The sequence below is a fragment of the Streptomyces sp. WAC07094 genome, from assembly GCF_036320405.1.
GTDB classification, from domain to species: Bacteria; Actinomycetota; Actinomycetes; order Streptomycetales; family Streptomycetaceae; genus Streptomyces; species Streptomyces lannensis.
Genome location: NZ_JAVMJZ010000001.1, coordinates 3,621,563 through 3,643,177 on the forward strand (window position 1 = coordinate 3,621,563; position 21,615 = coordinate 3,643,177).

The following is a 21,615-nucleotide window of genomic DNA, read 5'->3' on the forward strand; positions in this document are numbered from 1 at the left end:
GCCTGCTCACGCTCCCGTGGCGACGAGGAGGGCGGCCACCGCGAGGACGACGGTGCCGGCGAGCAGCGCGCTCACATAGGTCTGCACATTGCCGGTCTGGGCGCGCCGTACCGCGGCCCCCAGCAGGCGGGGTAGGGCGCCGGCGCCGCGTACGTAGGTCTCGACGACCTCACGGTCGAGGAACCGGACGAGGCTCGCCCCCGCCCTGACCGGACGGACGAAGAGCGCGTCGTACACGGCGTCCAGGTGGAAACCGACGGCGGCATGGCGGTGAAGCGGGCCCAGCAGGAGACGGCCCGGGTCCGCGGGGTCGTGTGCGTAGGCGACCTCTCCGTACGCGGGCTCGTGGCTCGCGATGGCCTCGGCCTCGACCAGACCGGCGTCCGCCTCGGGGTGGGCCGCGACCGCTCCCAGGGGGATGCGGCCGGCGAGCGCGGTGGTGTGGCGCCAGGCGCCGTAGGTCACGAGTCCGCCGACCAGGGCGAGGCCCGTGCCGAGGACGGAGGTGATCAGCGTCGGTGTCAGATCACGGCTGTCGAACCAGTCGGGGAGCACGCCGTACGCCAGTCCGAAGGCCAGCGACGGAACGGCGAGCACCCACAGCACGGCGTTCATGGCGAGGGGCTGCTTGCCGTGGTCCGGCGCCTCGGCACCGTGGCCCCGGAAGGCGAGCAGCCACAGCCGGGTCGCGTACGAGGCGGTGAGCAGTGCCGTGAACAGTCCGACCAGAAGGACGATCCACCCTGCGGCACCGGGGGCGTGCTCGGTGTGCCCCGTCGCGACGTGCTCGGCGGCACCGAGCACGGACTCCTTGGAGAAGAAGCCGGCGAACGGCGGGATCGCGGCGAGAGCGAGCAGTGCCACGGTCATCGTCCAGTAGGCGTCGGGGACGCGGGCGCGCAGGTCCTTCATACGGGACATGGCGGCCAGCGAGTTGGTGCCGGCGGCATGGATGATCACGCCGGCCGCGAGGAAGAGGAGCGCCTTGAAGGCGCCGTGGGACAGGAGATGGAAGACGGCGGCCCCGCGCTCGCCGACGGCGAGGGCACCGGTCATATAGCCGAGCTGGCCGATCGTCGAGTAGGCGAGCACGCGCTTGATGTCGTCCTGGGCGAGCGCGGCGAACCCTGAGCCGGCCATCGTCACGGCGGCCATGACGGCGAGGACGACCATCGCGGCCGAGGAGGCCTGGAACACCGGAAGGAGGCGGGCGATGAAGTAGATACCCGCCGCGACCATGGTCGCGGCATGGATCAGTGCGGAGACGGGTGTCGGGCCGGCCATCGCGTCGGGGAGCCAGGTGTGCAGCGGGAACTGCGCCGACTTGCCCGCCACACCGGCCAGGAGCAGCAGCGCGATCAGGGTCGGGTGGTGCAGCCCGCCGCCGGCGACGGTGCCCAGGATCTTCGTGATGCGGAAGGAGCCGGCGTCGGTACCGAGCGCGAACAGACCGATGAGGAAGGGGACGTCGCCGAGCTTGGTGACCAGGAAGGCCTTGATGGAGGCGGCGCGGGCCTCCGGGGTCTCCCAGTAGTGACCGACCAGGAAGTAGGAGCAGATGCCCATGACTTCCCAGCCCACCAGCAGCACGATCAGGTCGCCCGAGTAGACGACCAGGAGCATCGCGGAGGTGAACAGGGAGACGAGAGCGGCGTACGAGGGGTAGCGCGGGTCGTCGCGCAGATAGCCCGTCGAGTAGATCTGCACGCACAGGGCGACGAGGCCGACCAGGACGGCGACGAGTGCGGCGAATCCGTCGATGTGCAGCGCGAGTTCGATGGGGACCGAGCCGGTGGGGGTGAACTCGGTCGCGGAGTCGACGGCCCGGCCGCCGCCCTGACGTGCCGCGACCAGCACGGCCAGTACGAACGCCGCGAAGGTCGGCAGGACGGCGAGCGGGCGGACGAAGCCCGGGGCGGTGCGGCCGAGCAGCAGGCCGGCTGCGGCACCGAGGAAGGGAAGGAGAGGGACGAGGACGGCGAGGGTGGTCGTGGTCACGCGGTGGCCTCAGCCTTCTCAGCCTCGGGGGCGTCGCTTTCGTGGCCCTCGGCGGTGTCGCGGAGTCTGTCGATGTCCGAGGTGCCGCGATTGCGGTGGACGGCGAGGACGATCGCCAGGCCGATACCGATCTCGGCGGCGGCGATGGCGATGGTGAACAGCGTCAGGGCCTGACCGGAGTGCAGCGTCTCGCGGGCGGCCCTGTTCAGCCAGGCGTCGAAGGCGACGAGGTTGAGATTGACGGCGTTGAGCATCAGCTCGACCGACATCAGGACGAGGATCGCGTTGCGGCGGGCGAGCACGCCGTACAGGCCCGTCGAGAAGAGGAGGACGGCGAGGACGGCGGGATAGACGAGGTGCATCAGCGGACGCCCTCCTTCTCGCTCCGGCTGCCCGGGACGGCCGGTGTGCCCGTCGTGGCGGTCGCCGCGTCCGCCTTCGCCTTGCGGGAGAGGACGATCGCGCCGACCAGGGCGGCGAGGAGGAGGACGGAGAGGGCCTCGAAGGGAAGCACCCAGTTCTGGAACAGGCTCGCGCCCGTCACCTTGGTGGAACCCGAGGGTGCACCGCCGAGGTCGATCCAGGTCGTGCGGAACGCGTCGACGACCACCCAGACGAGGGCGGCCGCGGCGGCGACGGCGACGGCGAGTGCGGCCCAGCGGTTGGCGGAGTCGGCATCCGGCGAGCGGCCGATGGGTGCCTTGGTGAGCATCAGCCCGAACAGGAGGAGGACGACCACGGAACCGACGTAGATGAGGACCTGCATCCACGCGATGAACTCGGCGGTGAGCAGCAGGTATTCGACGGCGAGGCCACCGAGGGTCACCACGAGCCACAGGGCGGCGTGCACCAGCTGCCTGGTGGTGACGGTGACGAGCGCGGCGCCGAAGGTCACCAGCCCGACGAGGAGGAAGGCGATCTCGACGCCGGTCGGGGAGAGGAAGCCGTGCGGTGCGACGGCGGCCGTGGTCGCCAGTGCGGCGGCGGGGCTCACGACGCTCCCTCCTGGGGGTCGGTGGGCTCGGTCGGCTCGGCCTGCGCGGCGGCCAGCTTCTCGGCGGCCTTGCGAGCGGCGGCGATCTCCTTCGGCTCCTCGGCGCCGGGATCGAGGGCGGGCGGGGCCGGCACGGTCCACATCCACTCGCGGAGCTTGTCGCGCTCGTGGGTGAGGTCGCGGATGTCGGTCTCGGCGTACTCGAACTCCGGGGACCAGAAGAGGGCATCGAAGGGGCACACCTCGATGCAGATACCGCAGTACATGCAGAGGGAGAAGTCGATGGCGAAGCGGTCGAGGACGTTGCGGCTGCGCTCCCGGCCGCCCGGGGCCGCCGCCGGGACCGTCTCCTTGTGGGAGTCGATGTAGATGCACCAGTCCGGGCACTCGCGGGCGCACAGCATGCAGACCGTGCAGTTCTCCTCGAACAGGCCGATGACGCCGCGGCTGCGCGGCGGAAGAGCGGGCTGGGCGTCCGGGTACTGCTCGGTGACGGTCTTCTTCGTCATCGTGCGGAGGGTGACGGCCAGGCCCTTGGCGAGACCGGAGCCCGGGACGGACCGGCGGGGCCGCCCGGAGGGCGTCGTCGTGGGGTGGTCGTGCGACGGGCGGGACACTAGGAGATCACCACCTTGACGATGCCGGTGAGGGCGATCTGGGCGAGGGAGAGGGGGACGAGGAGGGTCCAGGAGAGCTTCTGGAGCTGGTCCTCCCGCAGGCGGGGGTAGGTGACGCGCAGCCAGATGACCACGAACGCGAGGATCGCGGTCTTCAGCAGGGTCCAGACCCAGCCGAGGCCTTCGGCGCCCCAGGGACCGTGCCAGCCGCCCAGGAAGAGGACGGTGGTCAGGCCGCACAGGACGATGATCCCGGCGTACTCGGCGAGCAGGAACAGGGCGAATCGGAGCCCCGTGTACTCGGTGTACGCGCCGAAGATGATCTCCGAGTCGGCGACGGGCATGTCGAAGGGCGGGCGCTGCAGTTCGGCGAGGCCGGCGACGAAGAAGACGATCCCGCCGACGATCTGCCAGGGCAGCCACCACCACTCGAAGGCGCCGACGATGCCGGGGAGCGAGACGGTGCCCGCCGCCATCGCCACCGAGGCGGCGGCGAGCAGCATCGGGAGTTCGTAGGCGAGGAGTTGCGCGGCGGTGCGCAGACCGCCCAGGAGGGAGAACTTGTTGGCGGAGGCCCAGCCGGCCATGAGCGAGCCGAGGACACCCACGCCCATGACGGCGAGGACGAAGAAGATGCCCGCGTCGATCACCTGACCGACCGCGCCCTCGCCCGGGCCGATCGGGATGGCGAGGAGGACGAGGAGGTACGGCAGGAGGGCGACGGCGGGGGCCAGTTGGAAGACACGACGGTCCGCGCCCGCCGGGACGACGTCCTCCTTCTGCGCGAACTTCACGCCGTCGGCGACGAGTTGCGCCCAGCCGTGGAAACCACCGGCGTACATCGGGCCGAGTCGGCCCTGCATATGAGCCATGACCTTGTGTTCGGTCTGGCCGACGATCAAAGGGAAGGTGAGGAAGACGACGAACACGACCAGGAGTCGCAGGCCGACGTCGAGAGCGCCGTTCACCGCGTGCCTCCGGTGGGGTCGTCGGGAGTGGGGGATTCGTCGGAGTTCGGGGACGGTGACGGTGACGAGGACGGCGACTCGGCGGGCGGGCCGTCGGGGCGACGGATTTCGCCACCGGCCGCCTCGGTGCCGGCGCCTTCATCGGCTTCGGGGGTGGACCCGGCTTCCGGCTCGGTCGCACCGTCCGCGTCGGGCTCGACCGCGCCTTCGGCCTTCGGCTCGGCCGCACCCTCCGCCTCCGGTTCGGTCGCACCGTCCGCCTTCGGCTCGGCTCCCGGTGCGGCCCCGCCCGCGGTCCCGGCCGCAGTCGTCCCCTCGGCCGCCTCCGCCAGGTCGGCCGTGTCCGCGGTGCCGGCCCTGTCGGTGCTGTCCGCGCTGTTCGCCGTATCCGCGGCGTCCGCGCTGTCCTCCCTGGCCGGACGTTCCGGCGAGGAGGTGGAGCGGGAAGGCTCTTCGAAGGCCGGGCGGGCGTGGTGCCAGGGGGCGTCCGAGGTGCGCGCCGCAGTGGAGGGTTCGGGGGTCGCACCTGTGTCTGGGGCTTGGGAGGCGTCCGCACGCTGCGAGGCGGATCCTCCGGCCGCGCTGCGTGTACGCCGGGCACCGGCCGCCGTTTCTCCATCGGCGCCTTCCGTCCCGGCCCCCTGCGCGCGCTGCGAGGCCGAGCCCTCGGACGCACTCCGCGCCCGACGCGCACCCGCCGCAGGACCGGCGGACCCGGCGCCCGCCTCGGCCTCACGCTGCGACGCCGAACCCTCCGACGCACTCCGCGCCCGACGGGGCGGGGGCGGGGTCTGCGTGGGCTCGCTCGTGGCCGGGGCCTGGGTCGCGGAGCCCTCCGCTGCCGTGCGGGTGCGACGGACGGGGCGGTCGCCGGCCGTGCGTCCTGCGGCACGGGCCGTGCGGGCGGGGGCCGGGGGAAGCTGTCCCTTGAGGGGCCCCCACTCGTTCGGGTCGGGTACCCCCGGGGGCAGCATCTGGCGGCGCTTGGGGCCGCCGTGGTCGGACTCGCCCGGTTCCTTCGCGCCGGGCCAGGCCTTGGCGACCCGGGCCGCCAGGACGAAGTCCTTGCGCAGCGGGTGCCCCTCGAAACCCTCGGGCAAAAGCAAGTGGTCCAGCCCCGGGTGGCCTTCGAAGGAGACACCGAACATCTCGTGGGTCTCGCGTTCGTGCCAGGCGGCGCCCGCGTAGACGTCGACGGCGGAGGGGAGGACGGGGGCGTCGTGCGGGACCGTCGTGCGCACGAGCAGACGGCGGACCGGCGTCAGGGCCACGACGTGGGCAGAGACGCGCATGCCCGTGCCGGGGTCGTCGACCGCGCTCAGCCAGTCGAAGAACGTGCAGCCCAGGTCGTCGCGGGCCACCCGAAGCGCCGGGATCCAGCCCGAGGCGGGCACGTCGACCGTCAGGACCTCGTACGACTCCTCGACCGTGGCCTCCGCGCCGAAGAGGTCCTCGACGGGCGCGGGCAGCCAGCCGGTCCCGGTCATCGTGCCACCCCCGGTCCCTCGTCCGCGGCCGGCCCGCCTGGGGCCGTCGCCGTGGACGGCGGCTGGACCAGGCCGCTCTGCAGGGCTGCCGTGGACGGCCGCGTCGCGCCGTACCGCTCCCCCAGCGACTCGCGCGCGATCTTCTCCTGGAGTTTGAGGATGCCCTGGAGCAGTGCCTCGGGACGCGGCGGGCAGCCGGGTACGTAGACGTCCACCGGGATGATCTGGTCGACGCCCTTGGTGACCGAGTACGAGTCCCAGTAGGGGCCACCGCAGTTCGAGCAGGCGCCGAAGGAGATGACGTACTTCGGCTCGGGCATCTGCTCATACAGGCGTTTGACGGCCGGGGCCATCTTGTCCGTGACCGTGCCGGACACCACCATCAGGTCCGCCTGGCGCGGGCCGGGCGCGAACGGGATCACTCCCAGGCGGATGAAGTCGTGCCGGGCCATCGAGGCGGCGATGAACTCGATCGCGCAGCAGGCGAGACCGAAGTTGAAGACCCACAGCGAGTAGCGGCGACCCCAGTTCAGGATCACCTTCATCGGCTCCGGGGCGAGCCGGGAGAGCGCGCCGAGCCTGCCCCTGCCTTCGGCTGGAAGAACCTCGGGCTCCGGCAGCAGCACCGGCTCCGGGGCCGACGGGGTCGAGGGGTTCACGTCCATGTGAGGACGCCCTTCTTGTATGCGTAGAGCAGTCCCACGGCCAGGAAGCCGAGGAAGATGAACATCTCCACGAGCGTCGTCGCGCCGTAGCCGGGGGCGGCGAAGACCGTCGCCCAGGGGAACAGGAAGATCGAGTCGACCGCGAAGATCACGTACAGGAACGCGTAGACGTAGTAGCGGACCTGGGTGTGGGCCCAGCCCTCACCGACGGGATCGACGCCGCACTCGTACGTCAGGAGCTTCTCGGGTGTGGGCACGACGGGCCGCAGCAGGCGGCCCGCACCGAAGGCGACGGCGACGAACAGCACACCGACGACGGCGAGCAGCCCGACGACGGAGTAGGACTGGAAGTAGTCCGCCGCGACGACGTTCCCGGTGTGCACGGCGCCCGCCGTGCTTCCGCTCCCCACGTTCCCGGTCTCCGCCATGACAGCGACGGCGGTCGGATCCGGCACGTCAGCCCCTCACTCCCTGGCCCCGTGACTCTGATGAACCGTGTGTTCGACGATCTGTACGCACGGGAGTCTAGGCCCTGCTAAAGAAAGGGTAAGCAGCCCGTCGCGCCCCGGGACGCGCGGTGCTCCGCTCGCGGTATCGATCACGCACCGCGGGCAGGGTTACGCTCCCGCCGCCGCGGAAGCCGCAGGGGTGGGGTTTGCCCCAGTAGGTCTCGGCGGTCCGCCTCATGGCGTTCCCGGGGGCCGGGTTGGCAGGCTGGCGGACATGACCGAACGAGGCCGGAAGATATGACCGAACGCATCACGAGCTCCGGCGCCCCGCACGGCAGGCGCCCGCCGCCCCCTTCCACCGATTCGGACGGGGAGCGGCCGCCACCCGCGCGCATGGCCCTAGGTGGGCACACCTGGCGCGAGATCGCGCATCTGCTGGCCAATCTGCCGGTGTCGCTGGTGGGCTTCACCTACGTGGTGACGGTGCTGTCCACAGGTGTGGGAATGACGGCCACCGTGGTCGGCCTGCCGCTCCTGGCCCTCGGGCTGCTGGGCGCACGGCAGCTGGGCAAGCTGGAGCGGGCCCGGGCCAGGGCGCTGCTCGGAGTGCGGGTGGAGGAGCCGAGCCCCCTGCCGTTGCGCAGGGGCGGCGGGACGTTCCAGCGGATGTGGCTGGCCTTGAAGGACCCGGTGGGCTGGCGGACGGTCCTGTACGAATTCATCCGGCTGCCCTGGGGGATCGCGACCTTCACGGTGACGTTGGTGTCGCTGTTCGTCCTGTGGCCGGTGCTGCCGTTCATCACCCGCGGGCTGACGAACGTGGACCGCGCCATGGTGCGCGCACTGCTGTCCCCCTCGGACGAGCTGGAACGGCGCATCGCGGAACTGGAGTCCGACCGCGGGGTGGTCGTCGACACCGCGGCGGCGGATCTGCGGCGCATCGAGCGCGATCTCCACGACGGGGCACAGGCCCGCCTCGTGAATCTGGCGATGGGGCTCGGTCTGGCCAAGGAGAAGCTGCTGGAGGACCCGGACTCGGCGGCGGCGATGGTCGCGGAGGCGCACGGCGAGGTGAAGCTCGCGCTGCAGGAACTGCGGGACCTCGCGCGCGGCATCCATCCGGCGGTGCTCACCGACCGGGGGCTGGACGCGGCGCTGTCGGCGGTCGCCACCCGCTGCACCGTGCCGGTGAAGGTGACCGTCGATCTGGAGGCGAGACCGGCCGCGGCGATCGAGGGCATCGCCTACTTCACGGTCTCGGAGCTGCTGCAGAACATCAGCAAGCACAGCGGGGCGAAATCCGCCTCGGTCGACGTCTGGCGGACCGACGAGCGGCTGCTCATCCAAGTGCACGACGACGGTCGGGGCGGCGCAAGCCTCGACGCCGGAAGCGGTATGGCGGGGCTCGCGGAGCGGCTGGGCGCGGTCGACGGCCTGTTCGTCGTCGACTCCCCGGTGGGCGGCCCGACGACCGTCACGGCGGAGCTGCCGTGGCGGGGCCGGGAGCACGAGGCGCGGCGCGGCTGAGAGGCCGGCGAACGGGGGCGGCGGGGCGGTCGTACGCGGGAGCGTACGGCCGCTCGGCGTATCGGGGCTCTGGGAGGACCGGGTGCGGGGTGGGGAAAACCCCCGGTCCAAGACGCCGACGCGCTCCATGGTCCGGCGGGCGCCGGGACAGCAGGGTGGGGGTACGAACCTGCGGCGGGCCGAGCGGGCCCGCCGCGCAGGGGTGGATGACGAGGAGAACGGACGACGCCGATGGCCACGCAGTACGGGCAGGGGTACGGAGAGTGGGACGACCCCGGATCGGGCGCCACCGCGGGGCGGAGGCACCGGCTTCCCCTCGCGCTGCGGGCGCCGATCGAGGGACGCAGCTGGGGCGAGTTCTGCTACCTGCTGCTGAGCCTGCCGATCGGCATCACGATGTTCACCTACGGCGTCACGATGTTCTCGCTCGGAGCGGGACTGCTGGTGACGTTCCTCGGGATCCCGGTGCTCGCGGCGGCGCTCGCGGGAGCCCGAGGGTTCGGTGCGCTGGAGCGGGCACGGGCGCGAGGGCTGCTGGGGCTCGAGGTGGCCGACCCCGAGCCGCTGCGGATGAAGCGACGCGGCGCGATGGCCTGGGTCGGGGCGATGCTCAGGAGCGGCACGTCGTGGCGGCACATGCTCTACACGGTGCTGCAGTTCCCGTGGGCCGTGTTCTCGTTCGGTGTGGGGGTCACCTTCTGGGTGTGCGGATGGTCCCTGCTGACGTATCCGCTGTGGTTCTGGGTGTTCCCGAGGTACCTCGGGCAGGACGGCATACAGCTCTACGGCGACGAGACGCACCACGTCTATGTGGACAACCCGTTCGAGATCACGGTGACCGTGCTGCTGGGGCTGCTGATCACGCTGGCCACGCCGTGGATCGTGCGGGGGCTGACGACAGTGGACCGGCTGCTGGTGCACGGGCTGCTCGGGCCTTCGCGGCTGGCGACACGGGTGGTGGAGCTGGAGTCGGACCGCGGGGTGGTGGTCGACACCGCGGCCGCGGACCTGCGGCGCATCGAGCGGGATCTGCACGACGGGGCTCAGGCCCGCCTGGTGGCGCTGGCCATGGACCTGGGGCTGGCGAAGGAGAAGCTGACCGAGGATCCGCAGGCGGCGGCGCGGATGGTGGACGAGGCGCACGGAGAGGTGAAAACGGCCCTGCAGGAGCTGCGGGACCTCGCCCGCGGCATCCATCCGGCGGTGCTCACGGACCGGGGGCTGGACGCGGCACTGTCGGCGGTGGCCTCGCGGTGCACCGTGCCGGTTCAGATGGACGTGGACCTCGCGTCACGGCCGGCGCCGGCGATCGAGGGCATCGCCTACTTCACCGTGTCGGAGCTGCTGCAGAACGTCAGCAAGCACTCCCGGGCGACACGGGCGACGGTGGACGTGTGGCGGGTGGAGGACCGGCTGCTGTTGCAGGTGTCCGACGACGGGATCGGCGGTGCGGACACCTCCGCCGGGTCGGGGCTGGCCGGACTGGCCGGACGCCTCGATGCCGTGGACGGGGTACTGGTGGTGGATTCCCCGGCCGGGGGGCCGACCCGGATCACCGCCGAACTGCCGTGGCGGTCGGCCTGACGGCGACCGGGCTCCGCCCCTGACACGCCGCCCCCGTCCGTTCGTGCGGCGGGGGCGGCACGGCGCGGTTGTCACCCGGGCGGCTCATCGGGCCACCGGACGTCCGCCGCCCTTGACGTGCAGGACGCCCGCCGCCCTTGACGCACGGGACCGCCCTTGCCACACCCCGGCCTTGCCGCGCAGGACGCCGGCACGAGCGTCCCGCGCACCCCGCCGGCGCCTTGCCCGCCGGCCCGGGCGGAACCCCGCCCACCCCCATGGGACCCGGTCCCTCCCCCGGTGCAGACTCCCCCAGGCCCGCCGGGCGGAACACGGCCGGTTCAGTTGTCCACAGGCCCCGGTGAGAAGGCGCGGACGGCGTAATACTGAGGTGCCGAGGGGCGACCTCACGACGTGGGCCGCCCGGGACACCGCCGGTAGACACGGCTGGAGACGAAGGGCACGGGGGCCGAGGATCGTGGAGGACAGGGTGCGGGTGGTCATCGCCGAGGATTCAGTGCTGCTCAGAGAGGGCCTGACGCGGCTGCTGACCGATCGCGGGCATGAGGTCGTCGCCGGTGTCGGCGACGGCGAGGCATTGATCAAGACCATCACCGAGCTGGCGGACCGCGGCGAGCTGCCCGATGTCGTGGTCGCCGACGTGCGGATGCCGCCGACCCACACGGACGAGGGGGTCAGGGCCGCGGTCCAGCTCCGCAAGGCGCACACCGGGCTCGGCGTGCTGGTGCTGTCCCAGTACGTCGAGGAGCGGTACGCCACCGAACTGCTGGCCGGTTCCAGTCGCGGGGTCGGTTATCTGCTCAAGGACCGGGTCGCCGAGGTGCGCGAGTTCGTGGACGCCGTGGTGAGGGTGGCCCAGGGGGGTACGGCGCTGGACCCGGAGGTGGTCGCACAACTGCTCGGACGCAGCCGGAAGCAGGACGTGCTGGCCGCGCTCACACCGCGGGAGCGGGAGGTCCTAGGACTGATGGCCGAGGGCAGGACGAACTCCGCGATCGCCCGGCAGCTCGTCGTGAGCGACGGAGCCGTCGAGAAGCACGTCAGCAACATCTTCCTGAAGCTCGGTCTGTCACAGAGTGACGGGGATCACCGGCGTGTTCTCGCCGTCCTCACCTACCTCAACTCCTGATCGACTGACACTGTGTCACGAAGCCGGAACCGGCAGTGCCGGGTACTCCGGAAGCACCAGAACCAAAGGATGAACAAGGAGCGTCTTCAAAAGCATCGTCGGGGGGCTGGAAAATCATGACAAGTCAGGGCGTCGGATCGTCTCGCCATGATGTCCATCATGCGAGAGACCGAGGGAAGGCGACCCTTACCGACGTAGGGTTGATCCTGGGAAGGCCGGTGGGCCGGCCCCTCCCGGTCAGCCGCCTCGAGGGAGGTCCAGTTCAGTGACCAGCCAGGTCAGCAGTCCAGCGGAGCAGGCAGACGGAGCCGTCGTAGGGGAACAGCGCAAACCGGCGGGCGCGAAGGATGTGCAGAGGCTCGACCGGGTGATCATCCGTTTTGCGGGGGATTCCGGTGACGGGATGCAGTTGACGGGTGATCGTTTCACGTCGGAGACGGCGTCGTTCGGGAACGATCTGTCGACGTTGCCGAACTTTCCCGCGGAGATCCGTGCTCCGGCAGGCACGTTGCCGGGTGTGTCCTCGTTCCAGTTGCACTTCGCCGATCATGACATCCTCACGCCGGGTGACGCGCCGAACGTGCTGGTGGCGATGAACCCGGCCGCGTTGAAGGCGAACGTGGGCGACCTGCCGCGGGGCGCGGAGATCATCGTCAACACGGACGAGTTCACCAAACGGGCGCTGCTGAAGGTCGGCTATGACACCAGCCCGCTGCAGGACGGCTCGCTGGAGGGCTACCAGGTCCATCCGGTGCCGCTGACCACGCTGACCGTCCAGGCGCTGAAGGAGTTCGACCTCAGCCGCAAGGAGGCCGAGCGCAGCAAGAACATGTTCGCGTTGGGTCTGCTGTCGTGGATGTATCACCGGCCCACGGAGGGCACGGAGCGTTTCCTGCGGGCGAAGTTCGCGAAGAAGCCGGACATCGCGGCGGCCAACATCGCCGCGTTCCGGGCGGGCTGGAACTTCGGTGAGACCACCGAGGACTTCGCGGTCTCCTACGAGGTCGCGCCGGCCACGACGGCGTTCCCGGTGGGGACCTACCGCAACATCTCAGGGAACCTGGCGCTGGCCTACGGGCTGATCGCGGCGTCCCGGCAGGCGGACCTGCCACTGTTTTTGGGCTCGTATCCGATCACACCCGCCTCCGACATCCTGCACGAGTTGTCCCGGCACAAGAACTTCGGAGTGCGTACCTTCCAGGCGGAGGACGAGATCGCCGGGATCGGGGCCGCACTGGGCGCGGCGTTCGGCGGTTCACTGGCCGTGACCACGACCTCCGGTCCGGGGGTGGCGCTCAAGAGCGAGACGATCGGCCTGGCCGTCTCCCTGGAATTGCCGCTGCTGGTGGTGGACATCCAGCGCGGCGGCCCCTCCACGGGCCTGCCGACCAAGACCGAGCAGGCCGATCTGCTGCAGGCGATGTACGGCCGCAACGGCGAGGCCCCCGTCGCGGTGATCGCCCCGCGCACCCCGGCAGACTGCTTCGACGCCGCACTGGAGGCGGCCCGGATCGCACTGACCTACCGCACCCCCGTCTTCCTGCTGTCCGACGGCTACCTGGCCAACGGCTCCGAGCCCTGGCGCATCCCCGACCTCGACGAACTACCCGACCTGCGAGTGCAGTTCGCCCAGGGCCCCAACCACACCCTGGCCGACGGCACCACAGCGTTCTGGCCCTACCTGCGCGACCCACAGACCCTGGCCCGCCCCTGGGCCATCCCCGGCACCCCCGGCCTGGAACACCGCATCGGCGGCATCGAGAAACAGGACGGCACCGGCAACATCTCCTACGACCCCGCCAACCACGACTTCATGGTCCGCACCCGCCAAGCCAAGATCGACGGCATCACCGTGCCCGACCTCGACGTCGACGACCCCCACCACGCCCGCACCCTCGTCCTGGGCTGGGGCTCCACCTACGGCCCCATCACCGCCGCCGTCCGCCGACTGCGCACCGCCGGCCAATCCATCGCCCAGGCCCACCTGCGCCACCTCAACCCCTTCCCCGCCAACCTCGGCGACGTCCTGCACCACTACGACACCGTCGTCGTCCCCGAGATGAACCTCGGCCAGCTCACCACCCTCATCCGCGCCACCTACCTCGTCGACGCCCGCCCCCACACCCAGATCAACGGCATGCCCTTCAAAGCCGAACAACTCGCCACGGCTCTCCAGGAGGCCATCGATGGCTGAGACGCCCACCCAAGGCACCGGCACGATCGACGCGCTCTCCCTCGTGCCCAAAGCCATCGCCCGCCAGAGCATGAAGGACTTCAAATCCGACCAGGAAGTCCGCTGGTGCCCCGGCTGCGGCGACTACGCGGTCCTGGCCGCCGTCCAGGGCTTCATGCCCGAACTCGGCCTGGCCAGAGAAAACATCGTGTTCATCTCCGGCATCGGATGCTCCTCCCGCTTCCCGTACTACATGAACACCTACGGCATGCACTCCATCCACGGCCGCGCACCCGCCATCGCCACCGGCCTGGCCACCTCCCGCCGCGACCTGTCCGTCTGGGTCGTCACCGGCGACGGCGACGCCCTATCCATCGGCGGCAACCACCTCATCCACGCCCTGCGCCGCAACGTCAACCTCAAAATCCTGCTCTTCAACAACCGCATCTACGGCCTCACCAAAGGCCAGTACTCCCCCACCTCCGAAACCGGCAAAATCACCAAATCCACCCCCATGGGCTCCCTCGACGCCCCCTTCAACCCCCTCTCACTCGCCCTCGGAGCCGAAGCCACCTTCGTCGCCCGCACCATCGACTCCGACCGCAAACACCTCACCGACGTCCTACGCCAAGCCGCCGCCCACCCCGGCACCGCCCTCGTCGAGATCTACCAGAACTGCAACATCTTCAACGACGGCGCCTTCGACACCCTCAAAGACCAACACACCGCCGACGAAGCCGTCATCCGCCTCGAACACGGCCAACCCATCCGCTTCGGACCCGACCACACCCACGGCGTCCTGCGCGACCCCCACACCGGCGACCTCAAAACCGTCACCGTCACCCCCGACAACGAAGCCGACATCCTCATCCACGACGCCCACGCCACCACCCCCACCACCGCCTTCGCCCTCACCCGCCTCGCCGACCCCAACACCCTCCACCACACCCCCATCGGCGTCCTACGCTCCATCCACCGCCCCGTCTACGACACCCAGATGGCCGACCAACTCGACACCGCCATCGAACACAACGGCAAAGGCGACCTCACCACCCTCCTACACGGCAACGACACCTGGACCGTCGTCGGCTAGGACGCCAGGGGATCAGGGGGACATCGGTCGACTCACGAGGCCCGGGCCTTCGATGCCCGAGCCTCGTCGTACGCCCGGCGGGCCTCCTCGACGTCGGACATCCGGTCCTGCGTCCACAGCGACAGGGCACGCACCTGCTCGGCGGCCTCACGTCCCAGATCGGTGAGGGAGTAGTCGACCCTCGGCGGGATCACCGGCTTGGCGTCGCGGTGGACCAGGCCGTCGCGTTCCAGGGTCTGGAGCGTCTGGGTGAGCATCTTCTCGCTGACGCGCGCCACCTTCCCGATCGCCCGCCGCAGCTCGCTGAAGCGGTGCGGCCGGTCCAGGAGCTCGATCAGCACCAGAACACCCCAGCGGCTGGTGACATGTTCGAGCACGAGTCGATAGGGGCACCGCGCTGCATCGGTGTCGCCTCCGCCGGCGACCTGGCTACTTACCGTCATGCCAGTACCTTACTTGAAGGTGGGTACTTTCCCTAAGTTAGTACCCCTCCTAGGGTGAGTGCTACACGCACCCACAAGGAGATCCGAACCATGAGCATCGTCGTCACCGGAGCCACCGGGCATCTCGGCCGTCATGTCGTCGAGCAGTTGCTGGAGAAGGTTCCGGCCGACCAGATCACCGCGGTCGTCCGTACCCCGGAGAAGGCCGCCGACTTCGCGGAGCGCGGCGTACGGATCACGGTCGCCGACTACAACTTCCCCGAGACCTTCGACGGCCTCTTCTCCGCCGGGGACAAAGTGCTGCTCATCTCCGGCAACGAGGTCGACAGGGACCGCGTCGCCCAGCACAAGGTCGTCCTCGGGGCGGCCAAGGCGGCCGACGTGGCGCTTCTCGCCTACACCAGCGCGCCGGGCACCCTGACGGCCGCCCTCGCCGACGACCACCGGGCCACCGAGGAGGCCGTCCTCGCGTCCGGTCTGCCGTATGTGCTGCTGCGCAACGGCTGGTACCACGAGAACTACACCGAGCAGCTCGCCCCCGTACTGGAGCACGGTGCCGTCGTGCACGCCGCGGGCGAGGGCCAGCTCACCTCCGCCGGTCGCGCCGACTACGCGGCGGCCGCCGTCGCGGTGCTGACCGGCGAGGGGCACGAGAACAAGACGTACGAGCTGAGCGGCGACGAGGCATGGGGCTTCGCCGAGTTCGCGGCCGAGGTGGCCCGGCACTCGGGCAAGGAGATCGTCTACACCCCCGTCTCCGTCGAGGCCTACACCGGCATCCTCACCGGGGCCGGGCTGCCGGAACCCGTCGCCGCGATCTTCGCGGGTGTGGACGTGTCCATCGAGAAGGGCGAGCTGGCCATCCTCACCGGCGACCTTTCGCGGCTGACCGGCCGCCCGGCCATCACCATCGCCGAGTCGATCGCCGCCGCGCTCAAGGGCTGATCCCACGTCCCCGGCCCCACCAACCCCGCCTGTCATGACCGTATGGCGATACGGGCATGACAGGCGGGGGCGCTCGCGCTACCTTCGTGGATGCTGCACGGAAGCAGTCGCGCGAGAAGGAGGGGCCCGTGGCCGAGAAGTCGAAGATCGACCAGCGGACAGGTCTGCTGAACGGCTTCGCGGCGTATGGGATGTGGGGGCTCGTACCCCTCTTCTGGCCGCTGCTGAAGCCCGCCGGAGCGATGGAGATCCTCGCCCACCGGATGGTGTGGTCCCTGGTCATCGTGATCGCCACGCTGCTGGTCATGCGGCGCTGGGCCTGGGCGGGCGAGCTGTTGCGCCGGCCGCGCAGGCTGGGGCTGGTGACGATAGCCGCGGCTGTCATCACCGTGAACTGGGGTGTCTACATCTGGGCCGTCAACAGCGGCCATGTCGTGGAGGCATCGCTCGGCTACTTCATCAACCCGCTCGTCACCATCGCGATGGGCGTGCTGATCCTGAAGGAGCGGCTTCGGCCCGTCCAGTGGACGGCGGTCGGGGTCGGCTTCGCCGCCGTCGTGGTCCTGACGGTCGGCTACGGTCAGCCGCCGTGGATCTCGCTCTGCCTCGCCTTCTCCTTCGCCACGTACGGCCTGGTGAAGAAGAAGGTCAGCCTGGGCGGCATCGAGTCGCTGGCGGCGGAGACCGCCGTGCAGTTCGTGCCCGCGCTGGTGTATCTGCTGTGGCTCTCCTCGCACGGATCGACCTTCACTGCCCACGGCTCCGGACACGCGGCGCTGCTCGCCGCGACCGGCGTGGTCACCGCGCTGCCCCTCGTCTGCTTCGGCGCCGCCGCGATCCGCGTGCCGCTGTCCACCCTGGGACTGCTCCAGTACCTGGCGCCGGTCTTCCAGTTCCTGCTGGGCATCCTCTACTTCCACGAGGCGATGCCGCCCGAGCGCTGGGCCGGCTTCGCGCTGGTCTGGATCGCCCTGGTGCTGCTGACCTGGGACGCGCTGCGCACGGCCCACCGGACGGCCCGCGCACTCAGGGCGGGGCTCGAGACATCCGGTGCGGTCGTGGCCACCGGGACGGTGGGCGCCACGCGCGGGGCGGACGACGTGGTGGCTGGTTCCGACCAGCCGGTGGAGGCCCGGCCGTAGACCGGGACCGTCCCGTCGTCGGCCTGCCGATGTGAGGGGGCCAGAGCCGTCAGCGGCTCTGGCCCCCTTCGGTTCACTGGGGGCGGGGCGGTTCGCCGGCGGCGGCGACACGGGCCCGATCGGCGAGTCGGCCCATCCGGTTGCGGGCCTGTTCGAGCTGGTCGAGGTCGTCGGCGGCAGGCCCCTCGGAGGCGGCGAGTTCGCTCCAGACCTCGATCAGGTCACGGCCGAGATGCAGCCCCTGGATCGGGTCGCGGACGGCACGCCAGGCGGCGGCCGCGCTCTGCACGTTCCCGTACGCGCCCCGTGAGTCGCCAAGTCGGTGGCGGAGCCGGGCCAGCTCCAGCGAGAGATGGAAGGAACGCAGGACGTCGGTGGCCAGATAGGCGATGTAGGCGGTGAGTTCGCGCAGGCGCAGAACGTCGGGATGGTCGTCGCCGAGACTCCCGGAGGCGTCGGCGACGGTCCGCTCGGCCAGGGCGGCGGCCTCTTCGATACGGCCCTGCTTGACCGCGGCGTTGATCCGGGCCATGGGCTCCGCGATCGGTCCGCCCGCACCGTCGGGCGGCACGGCCCCGGAGTCGGGGGCGAGCACCGCCTCGGCCATGGAGTCGAACTCCCGCACGGGAGGCTCCTTGGCCTCCTCCTCGACCTCGGAGACCGGAACGGTTTTCGGGGGCGGGGTGGGCTTCCAGTCGGGAGCGGAATAGGGATCCGGTTCCGAATCGGCGTCCGTGGCGGGAGGGGCGAGCACCTCGGGGGTCTCCACGGACGAGGGAGCGGGGGCGGGCCAGGCGGGCGGGGGCACGGCGGCGGACGACGGGGGTGCGCCCGTCGTCGCGCGCCGGGAGAGCGGCATCGGGGACGGCTGAGCCGGGGTGGCCTGCGACGAGGACGGCGCGACGGGCCCGGCGGGGATCACCGGCGGCGGGCCGAACGTCCCCGTGGGCGCGGAGACGGTGCCGGGGGCCTGCGGCGCGGGAGCCGCTTCCCCGCGGGTCGACGTCGGCCGGCCCCCGTCGGCGTCCTGCGCGGGCAGCACCTGAGCGGGCCCGGGCGTGACACTGGTCAGCGCGGCGTCCTCGGGGACGGCCCGCAGGACGAAGGTGGAGACGGTGCCCCCGGGCAGCCCCTGTGCGACGTCCCGGCCGGTCTCGTGGGACTCCGGTCGAGGGGCTGGGCCCTGGCCGGACGAGGGCGCCGCGGCCGGCGGCAGGGGGGCGGAGGGCGACGACCGGACCGACGAGGCGGCAGGCACGGACGCAGGCCGGTCGGACGGGACAGGACCGGTGGCCCGCGCCGTCGCAGGCGAAGCCGGAGCGGGCTGCGGACCGGCCATGGGGGCCGGCGGCGCAGCAGGCGAGGGCACCGGCCGATCGGGCGCGGCGGGCGCCGAGGCCCAGACCGCCGACGCAGGAGCCGGGGCGGGCTGTGGAGCCGTGGCCCCCGGCGCCCCGGTCGCCGGGGGCGCCACGGGCCGCGCCGTCGGCGTGGTCGGGGGCGTCGCGGGGACGGGCGGTGACATCGACGGTGCGCCGGAGGTGGGACCGGCGGGACGTGCGGGGCGGGTTCCCGTCGGCTCCGGTGCGGCGCCCGGAAGGGACGTACCGGTCCCGCCATCCGGCGACTGCACACCCGGCATACCCGGTCCACCGGGCACGCCCGCCGGAGGCGACGGACGGGATGCGGTCGGGGGCCGGGTTACCGACGGCCCGCTCGGCTCGGGTACCGCCCTCAGCGGGAACGTCGGGGCCGAGGCGCCCGGCGCGGGCTCCTCGGCATCCACCGGTCGACTGCCGTGCGTGGGCTCGTCATGGCGTTGGGCCTGCGGCGCATCCGCGGTCCCGGCCGTGTCCATCCGCACCGGCTCCACCGCGTACTCGCTCGACCCGTCCACATAGACCCGGATCGCGACGACGTAACCGATCCGTTCGTCGTGGACCGTCGCGACGACGGGGCGGCCCGTGGCGAGGGCACGCCGGTGGAGGTGGTCCAGGACGACCTCCTGGGCCTCCTGGTCCGGCCCCACGGCCACCGGCGTCCCGCCCACGGTCGTCTCCGTGCCGGGCGCCGCCGGCACCCGGACCTCGATCGGCGCCGTCCCGGTCCCGGCACCGCCCTCGGACGCGGCCCCCGAAGCGGAACGCCCCCGCTTCTGATCGCGGCTGAGTCGAGTCATCATTCCCTCACTCGGGTCGGTCGGTGGAGGAAAGGGTGGCGGAGGCGGAGGAAGCAGTCGTCGCTGTGTCCCCCACAAGGCGCTCACAGGCGCCCAGCGTACGCGGACCGGCCGTCGTACGGGCGACGCCGTGCCCGGCCGCCCTCGCCGTTCCGGCGTCCCGCCGCTCAGCCGCGTGCCGGCGGGCGCCCGCGCTCGTCCGTTCCCCCGGCGTCCCTTCAACGGCCCTGTCCGCACCACCGGTTCGGCCCGGCACGGCCTTCTTCACGGCGATCCTGGCCCCGTTCGACATCGGCCCCCCAGGCCTCCGGCTCCGGACATGCGTACGGAGACGTACGTACGCACCAGAGTCTGCCGCTCCCGTCCCCCGCGCGCGTCACCGCAGCGTCACAAGCTCGTCCCAGGAACCGGTGGCCCGTTACCCGATGCGCGTGCCGACGTGAGGATCGGGGTGCGGCGAGCGAACGAGGAGAGTGGCGATGCAAGGGATCGCACAACAGGGGCCTCGCGGGCCCGGGATCTGGCTTCGCGGGCCGGTGGCCGACACCGGGCCCTGGCCGGAGGGCGCCCAAGGCGTCGCAGCACCCAGGACGTTCGCGTGGATGGCCACCCACGGCGGCGCCGGCGCGTCCACCCTCGCCGCCGTCTTCGGCGGTTTCGACGCGGGCCGCGACTGGCCACGCCCGGTGCAGGGCGAACCGTCCTCGGTGCTCCTGGTCGCCCGTACCCATGCGACGGGCCTGCGGGCCGCACTCGGGTTCCTCGACGTCTTCCGGCGCGGTGAGGCGCCGCCCGGCCTCGATCTCGACGCCGTCGTGCTGGTCGCGGACGCACCCGGCCGGCTGCCCCGTCCGCTCGGCCGGCATGTCACGGTGCTGGAGTCGCTGATCGACGTCTACCGCGTGCCATGGGTACCGGCCTGGCGCACCGGCGATCCGGACGGCGGACCGCCCCGCGGGTGCGAGCAACTGGCCCGGCTCACGGGCGTGTTCGCACCCTCCGGTGCCCGGGGGGAGCGGTGAGCATGCGATGGGCCGTGCACGGGGAGCGGGCGTTGTACGACACGCCCTGGGTGCGGCTGCGCGCACTGGAGGTGGAACAGCCCGACGGGGAGCGCTGCGAGTACCACGTCGTCCGGCTGCGCGACGTCGCCGTCACCGCGGCCGTCGACGACGGGCGACGCGTGCTCATGATGTGGCGCCACCGCTTCGTCACCGGCACCTGGGCCTGGGAGCTGCCCATGGGGCTCGTCGAGGACGGTGAGGAGCCCGTCGCCGCGGCCGCGCGCGAGCTGGAGGAGGAGACGGGCCTGCGCGCGGGTTCGCTCAGGCCGCTCATTCGCGCGGAGCCCGCGGCCGGTATCACCGACTCCCGGCACTTCGTCTTCCGCACGGACGACGCCGCGTACGTCGGCGAACCCGTCGAGCGCAACGAGTCGGACCGCCTGGAGTGGATCGCGTTGCCCCAGGTGCGCGCCATGATCGAGCGAGGGGAGATCGTCAGCAGCGCGACGTTGGTCGCGGTGATGGCCCTCCTGCTCGACGTCACGATGGACAGTTAGTGCACATGCATTTAATGTATGTGCATGTAATCGCCCGTCAGGGCTCGGGTGTGCACCCAAGGGGGTCTCATGAGCCGGCGTTTCCTCTTCGTCCTCGGCAGCTCGCGCAGCGGTGGCAACACGGAGCTGCTGGCGCGCCACGCCGCCGAGCGCCTGCCCGCCGACGTCCCGCAGGAGTGGATCGGGCTCGCGCGGCACCCACTCCCCGACTTCGAGGACGTGCGGCACGACAGCGACCATCTCCGCCCCACCGAGGGCACCGCCGCCCTGCTGCTCGACGCCACGCTCGCGGCGACGGACATCGTGATCGCGTCGCCGCTGTACTGGTATTCGGTGTCCGCGCACACCAAGCGCTACCTGGATCACTGGTCGGGCTGGCTGCGGACCCCCGGCCTGGAGTTCAGGAGGGAGATGGCGGGGCGCACTCTGTGGGGCGTCACCGCGCTCGCCCACGAGGAGCGGGAGGTGGCAGACCCCCTCGTCGGCACGCTCAACAACACGGCCGCCTACATGCGCATGCGGTTCGGCGGCGTACTGCTCGGCAACGGCAGCAGGCCCGGGGACGTGCTGAGGGACGCCGGGGCCCTGGGCCGTGCCGGGACGTTCTTCGCACAGGACGCGCCGCTCGCCCGCTTCCCGTACGAGACGGCGCTCGTGTGAG

General features: G+C 71.5%; 20 protein-coding genes. 10 read left to right on the plus strand and 10 right to left on the minus strand.

Going from position 1 to position 21,615, the window contains the following annotated elements; translation table 11 throughout:
- Positions 1 to 6: 6 nt before the first annotated feature.
- The 8 genes from RCR19_RS15930 to RCR19_RS15965 form a co-directional block, all read right to left on the minus strand.
- The gene (locus tag RCR19_RS15930) at positions 7 to 1,998 is read right to left on the minus strand and encodes an NADH-quinone oxidoreductase subunit L (RefSeq protein ID WP_331265746.1); all 1,992 of its coding nucleotides are present in this window, start codon (positions 1,996 to 1,998) and stop codon (positions 7 to 9) included.
- Positions 1,995 to 2,360, minus strand: a complete 366-nt coding sequence (nuoK, locus tag RCR19_RS15935) for an NADH-quinone oxidoreductase subunit NuoK (RefSeq protein WP_331265747.1) — start codon at positions 2,358 to 2,360, stop codon at positions 1,995 to 1,997. The genes RCR19_RS15930 and nuoK overlap by 4 nt, the downstream gene beginning before the upstream one ends.
- Positions 2,360 to 2,992 (minus strand): NADH-quinone oxidoreductase subunit J, encoded by a 633-nt coding sequence (locus tag RCR19_RS15940; RefSeq protein WP_331265748.1) that lies wholly within the window; start codon positions 2,990 to 2,992, stop codon positions 2,360 to 2,362. Before RCR19_RS15940 ends, nuoK begins: the two co-directional genes overlap by 1 nt.
- Positions 2,989 to 3,501 carry a 4Fe-4S binding protein gene (locus RCR19_RS15945; RefSeq protein WP_331269454.1) on the minus strand — a complete coding sequence of 171 codons (513 nt, stop codon included), beginning with the start codon at positions 3,499 to 3,501 and terminating at the stop codon, positions 2,989 to 2,991. Before RCR19_RS15945 ends, RCR19_RS15940 begins: the two co-directional genes overlap by 4 nt.
- Positions 3,502 to 3,608: 107 nt before the next feature.
- Positions 3,609 to 4,577: a complex I subunit 1 family protein gene (locus RCR19_RS15950; protein ID WP_331265749.1), complete on the minus strand. Its 969-nt coding sequence runs from the start codon at positions 4,575 to 4,577 to the stop codon at positions 3,609 to 3,611.
- Positions 4,574 to 6,064 carry an NADH-quinone oxidoreductase subunit C gene (locus RCR19_RS15955; RefSeq protein WP_331265750.1) on the minus strand — a complete coding sequence of 497 codons (1,491 nt, stop codon included), beginning with the start codon at positions 6,062 to 6,064 and terminating at the stop codon, positions 4,574 to 4,576. The genes RCR19_RS15950 and RCR19_RS15955 overlap by 4 nt, the downstream gene beginning before the upstream one ends.
- Positions 6,061 to 6,729 carry an NADH-quinone oxidoreductase subunit B family protein gene (locus tag RCR19_RS15960; protein WP_331265751.1) on the minus strand — a complete coding sequence of 223 codons (669 nt, stop codon included), beginning with the start codon at positions 6,727 to 6,729 and terminating at the stop codon, positions 6,061 to 6,063. Before RCR19_RS15960 ends, RCR19_RS15955 begins: the two co-directional genes overlap by 4 nt.
- Entirely contained in the window at positions 6,720 to 7,157 is a 438-nt protein-coding gene (locus tag RCR19_RS15965; protein WP_331269455.1) for an NADH-quinone oxidoreductase subunit A, read from the minus strand. Before RCR19_RS15965 ends, RCR19_RS15960 begins: the two co-directional genes overlap by 10 nt.
- Positions 7,158 to 7,475: 318 nt before the next feature.
- On the opposite strand from RCR19_RS15965, the gene RCR19_RS15970 reads away from it, so the two are divergent.
- The 5 genes from RCR19_RS15970 (at position 7,476) to RCR19_RS15990 (ending at position 14,684) form a co-directional block, all read left to right on the plus strand.
- A complete protein-coding gene (locus RCR19_RS15970; protein WP_331265752.1) occupies positions 7,476 to 8,705 on the plus strand; it encodes a sensor domain-containing protein in 1,230 nt (409 codons plus the stop codon).
- Between the two features lie 231 nt (positions 8,706 to 8,936).
- A complete protein-coding gene (locus RCR19_RS15975; protein WP_331265753.1) occupies positions 8,937 to 10,289 on the plus strand; it encodes a sensor domain-containing protein in 1,353 nt (450 codons plus the stop codon).
- A gap of 469 nt (positions 10,290 to 10,758) precedes the next feature.
- Entirely contained in the window at positions 10,759 to 11,418 is a 660-nt protein-coding gene (locus tag RCR19_RS15980; RefSeq protein ID WP_308119955.1) for a response regulator transcription factor, read from the plus strand.
- 265 nt (positions 11,419 to 11,683) lie between these two features.
- Positions 11,684 to 13,612 carry a 2-oxoacid:acceptor oxidoreductase subunit alpha gene (locus RCR19_RS15985; RefSeq protein WP_331265754.1) on the plus strand — a complete coding sequence of 643 codons (1,929 nt, stop codon included), beginning with the start codon at positions 11,684 to 11,686 and terminating at the stop codon, positions 13,610 to 13,612.
- Positions 13,605 to 14,684: a 2-oxoacid:ferredoxin oxidoreductase subunit beta gene (locus tag RCR19_RS15990; protein ID WP_331265755.1), complete on the plus strand. Its 1,080-nt coding sequence runs from the start codon at positions 13,605 to 13,607 to the stop codon at positions 14,682 to 14,684. The genes RCR19_RS15985 and RCR19_RS15990 overlap by 8 nt, the downstream gene beginning before the upstream one ends.
- 32 nt (positions 14,685 to 14,716) lie before the next feature.
- Here the strand turns inward: RCR19_RS15990 and RCR19_RS15995 are convergent, their stop codons facing one another.
- Positions 14,717 to 15,127 carry a helix-turn-helix domain-containing protein gene (locus RCR19_RS15995; protein ID WP_331265756.1) on the minus strand — a complete coding sequence of 137 codons (411 nt, stop codon included), beginning with the start codon at positions 15,125 to 15,127 and terminating at the stop codon, positions 14,717 to 14,719.
- A 90-nt stretch (positions 15,128 to 15,217) separates the two neighbouring features.
- Between RCR19_RS15995 and RCR19_RS16000 the strand changes: the two genes are divergently transcribed.
- Positions 15,218 to 16,072, plus strand: a complete 855-nt coding sequence (locus tag RCR19_RS16000) for an SDR family oxidoreductase (RefSeq protein WP_331265757.1) — start codon at positions 15,218 to 15,220, stop codon at positions 16,070 to 16,072.
- A gap of 128 nt (positions 16,073 to 16,200) precedes the next feature.
- Complete coding sequence (gene rarD, locus RCR19_RS16005) at positions 16,201 to 17,214, plus strand: EamA family transporter RarD (protein WP_331265758.1); 1,014 nt, start codon at positions 16,201 to 16,203, stop codon at positions 17,212 to 17,214.
- A gap of 73 nt (positions 17,215 to 17,287) precedes the next feature.
- Here rarD and RCR19_RS16010 read toward each other — a convergent pair whose 3' ends face one another.
- Positions 17,288 to 19,393, minus strand: coding sequence for a hypothetical protein (locus RCR19_RS16010; protein WP_331265759.1), 2,106 nt, complete (start codon positions 19,391 to 19,393; stop codon positions 17,288 to 17,290).
- A 479-nt stretch (positions 19,394 to 19,872) separates the two neighbouring features.
- On the opposite strand from RCR19_RS16010, the gene RCR19_RS16015 reads away from it, so the two are divergent.
- The 3 genes from RCR19_RS16015 to RCR19_RS16025 all read left to right on the plus strand — a co-directional run bounded on the left by RCR19_RS16015 (position 19,873) and on the right by RCR19_RS16025 (position 21,614).
- Positions 19,873 to 20,415 carry a hypothetical protein gene (locus RCR19_RS16015; protein WP_331265760.1) on the plus strand — a complete coding sequence of 181 codons (543 nt, stop codon included), beginning with the start codon at positions 19,873 to 19,875 and terminating at the stop codon, positions 20,413 to 20,415.
- Positions 20,416 to 20,417: 2 nt separating this feature from the next.
- Positions 20,418 to 20,954, plus strand: a complete 537-nt coding sequence (locus RCR19_RS16020; protein WP_331269456.1) for an NUDIX hydrolase — start codon at positions 20,418 to 20,420, stop codon at positions 20,952 to 20,954.
- 69 nt (positions 20,955 to 21,023) lie between these two features.
- The gene (locus RCR19_RS16025; protein ID WP_331265761.1) at positions 21,024 to 21,614 is read left to right on the plus strand and encodes an NAD(P)H-dependent oxidoreductase; all 591 of its coding nucleotides are present in this window, start codon (positions 21,024 to 21,026) and stop codon (positions 21,612 to 21,614) included.
- The last annotated feature ends 1 nt before the right edge of the window (position 21,615 follow it).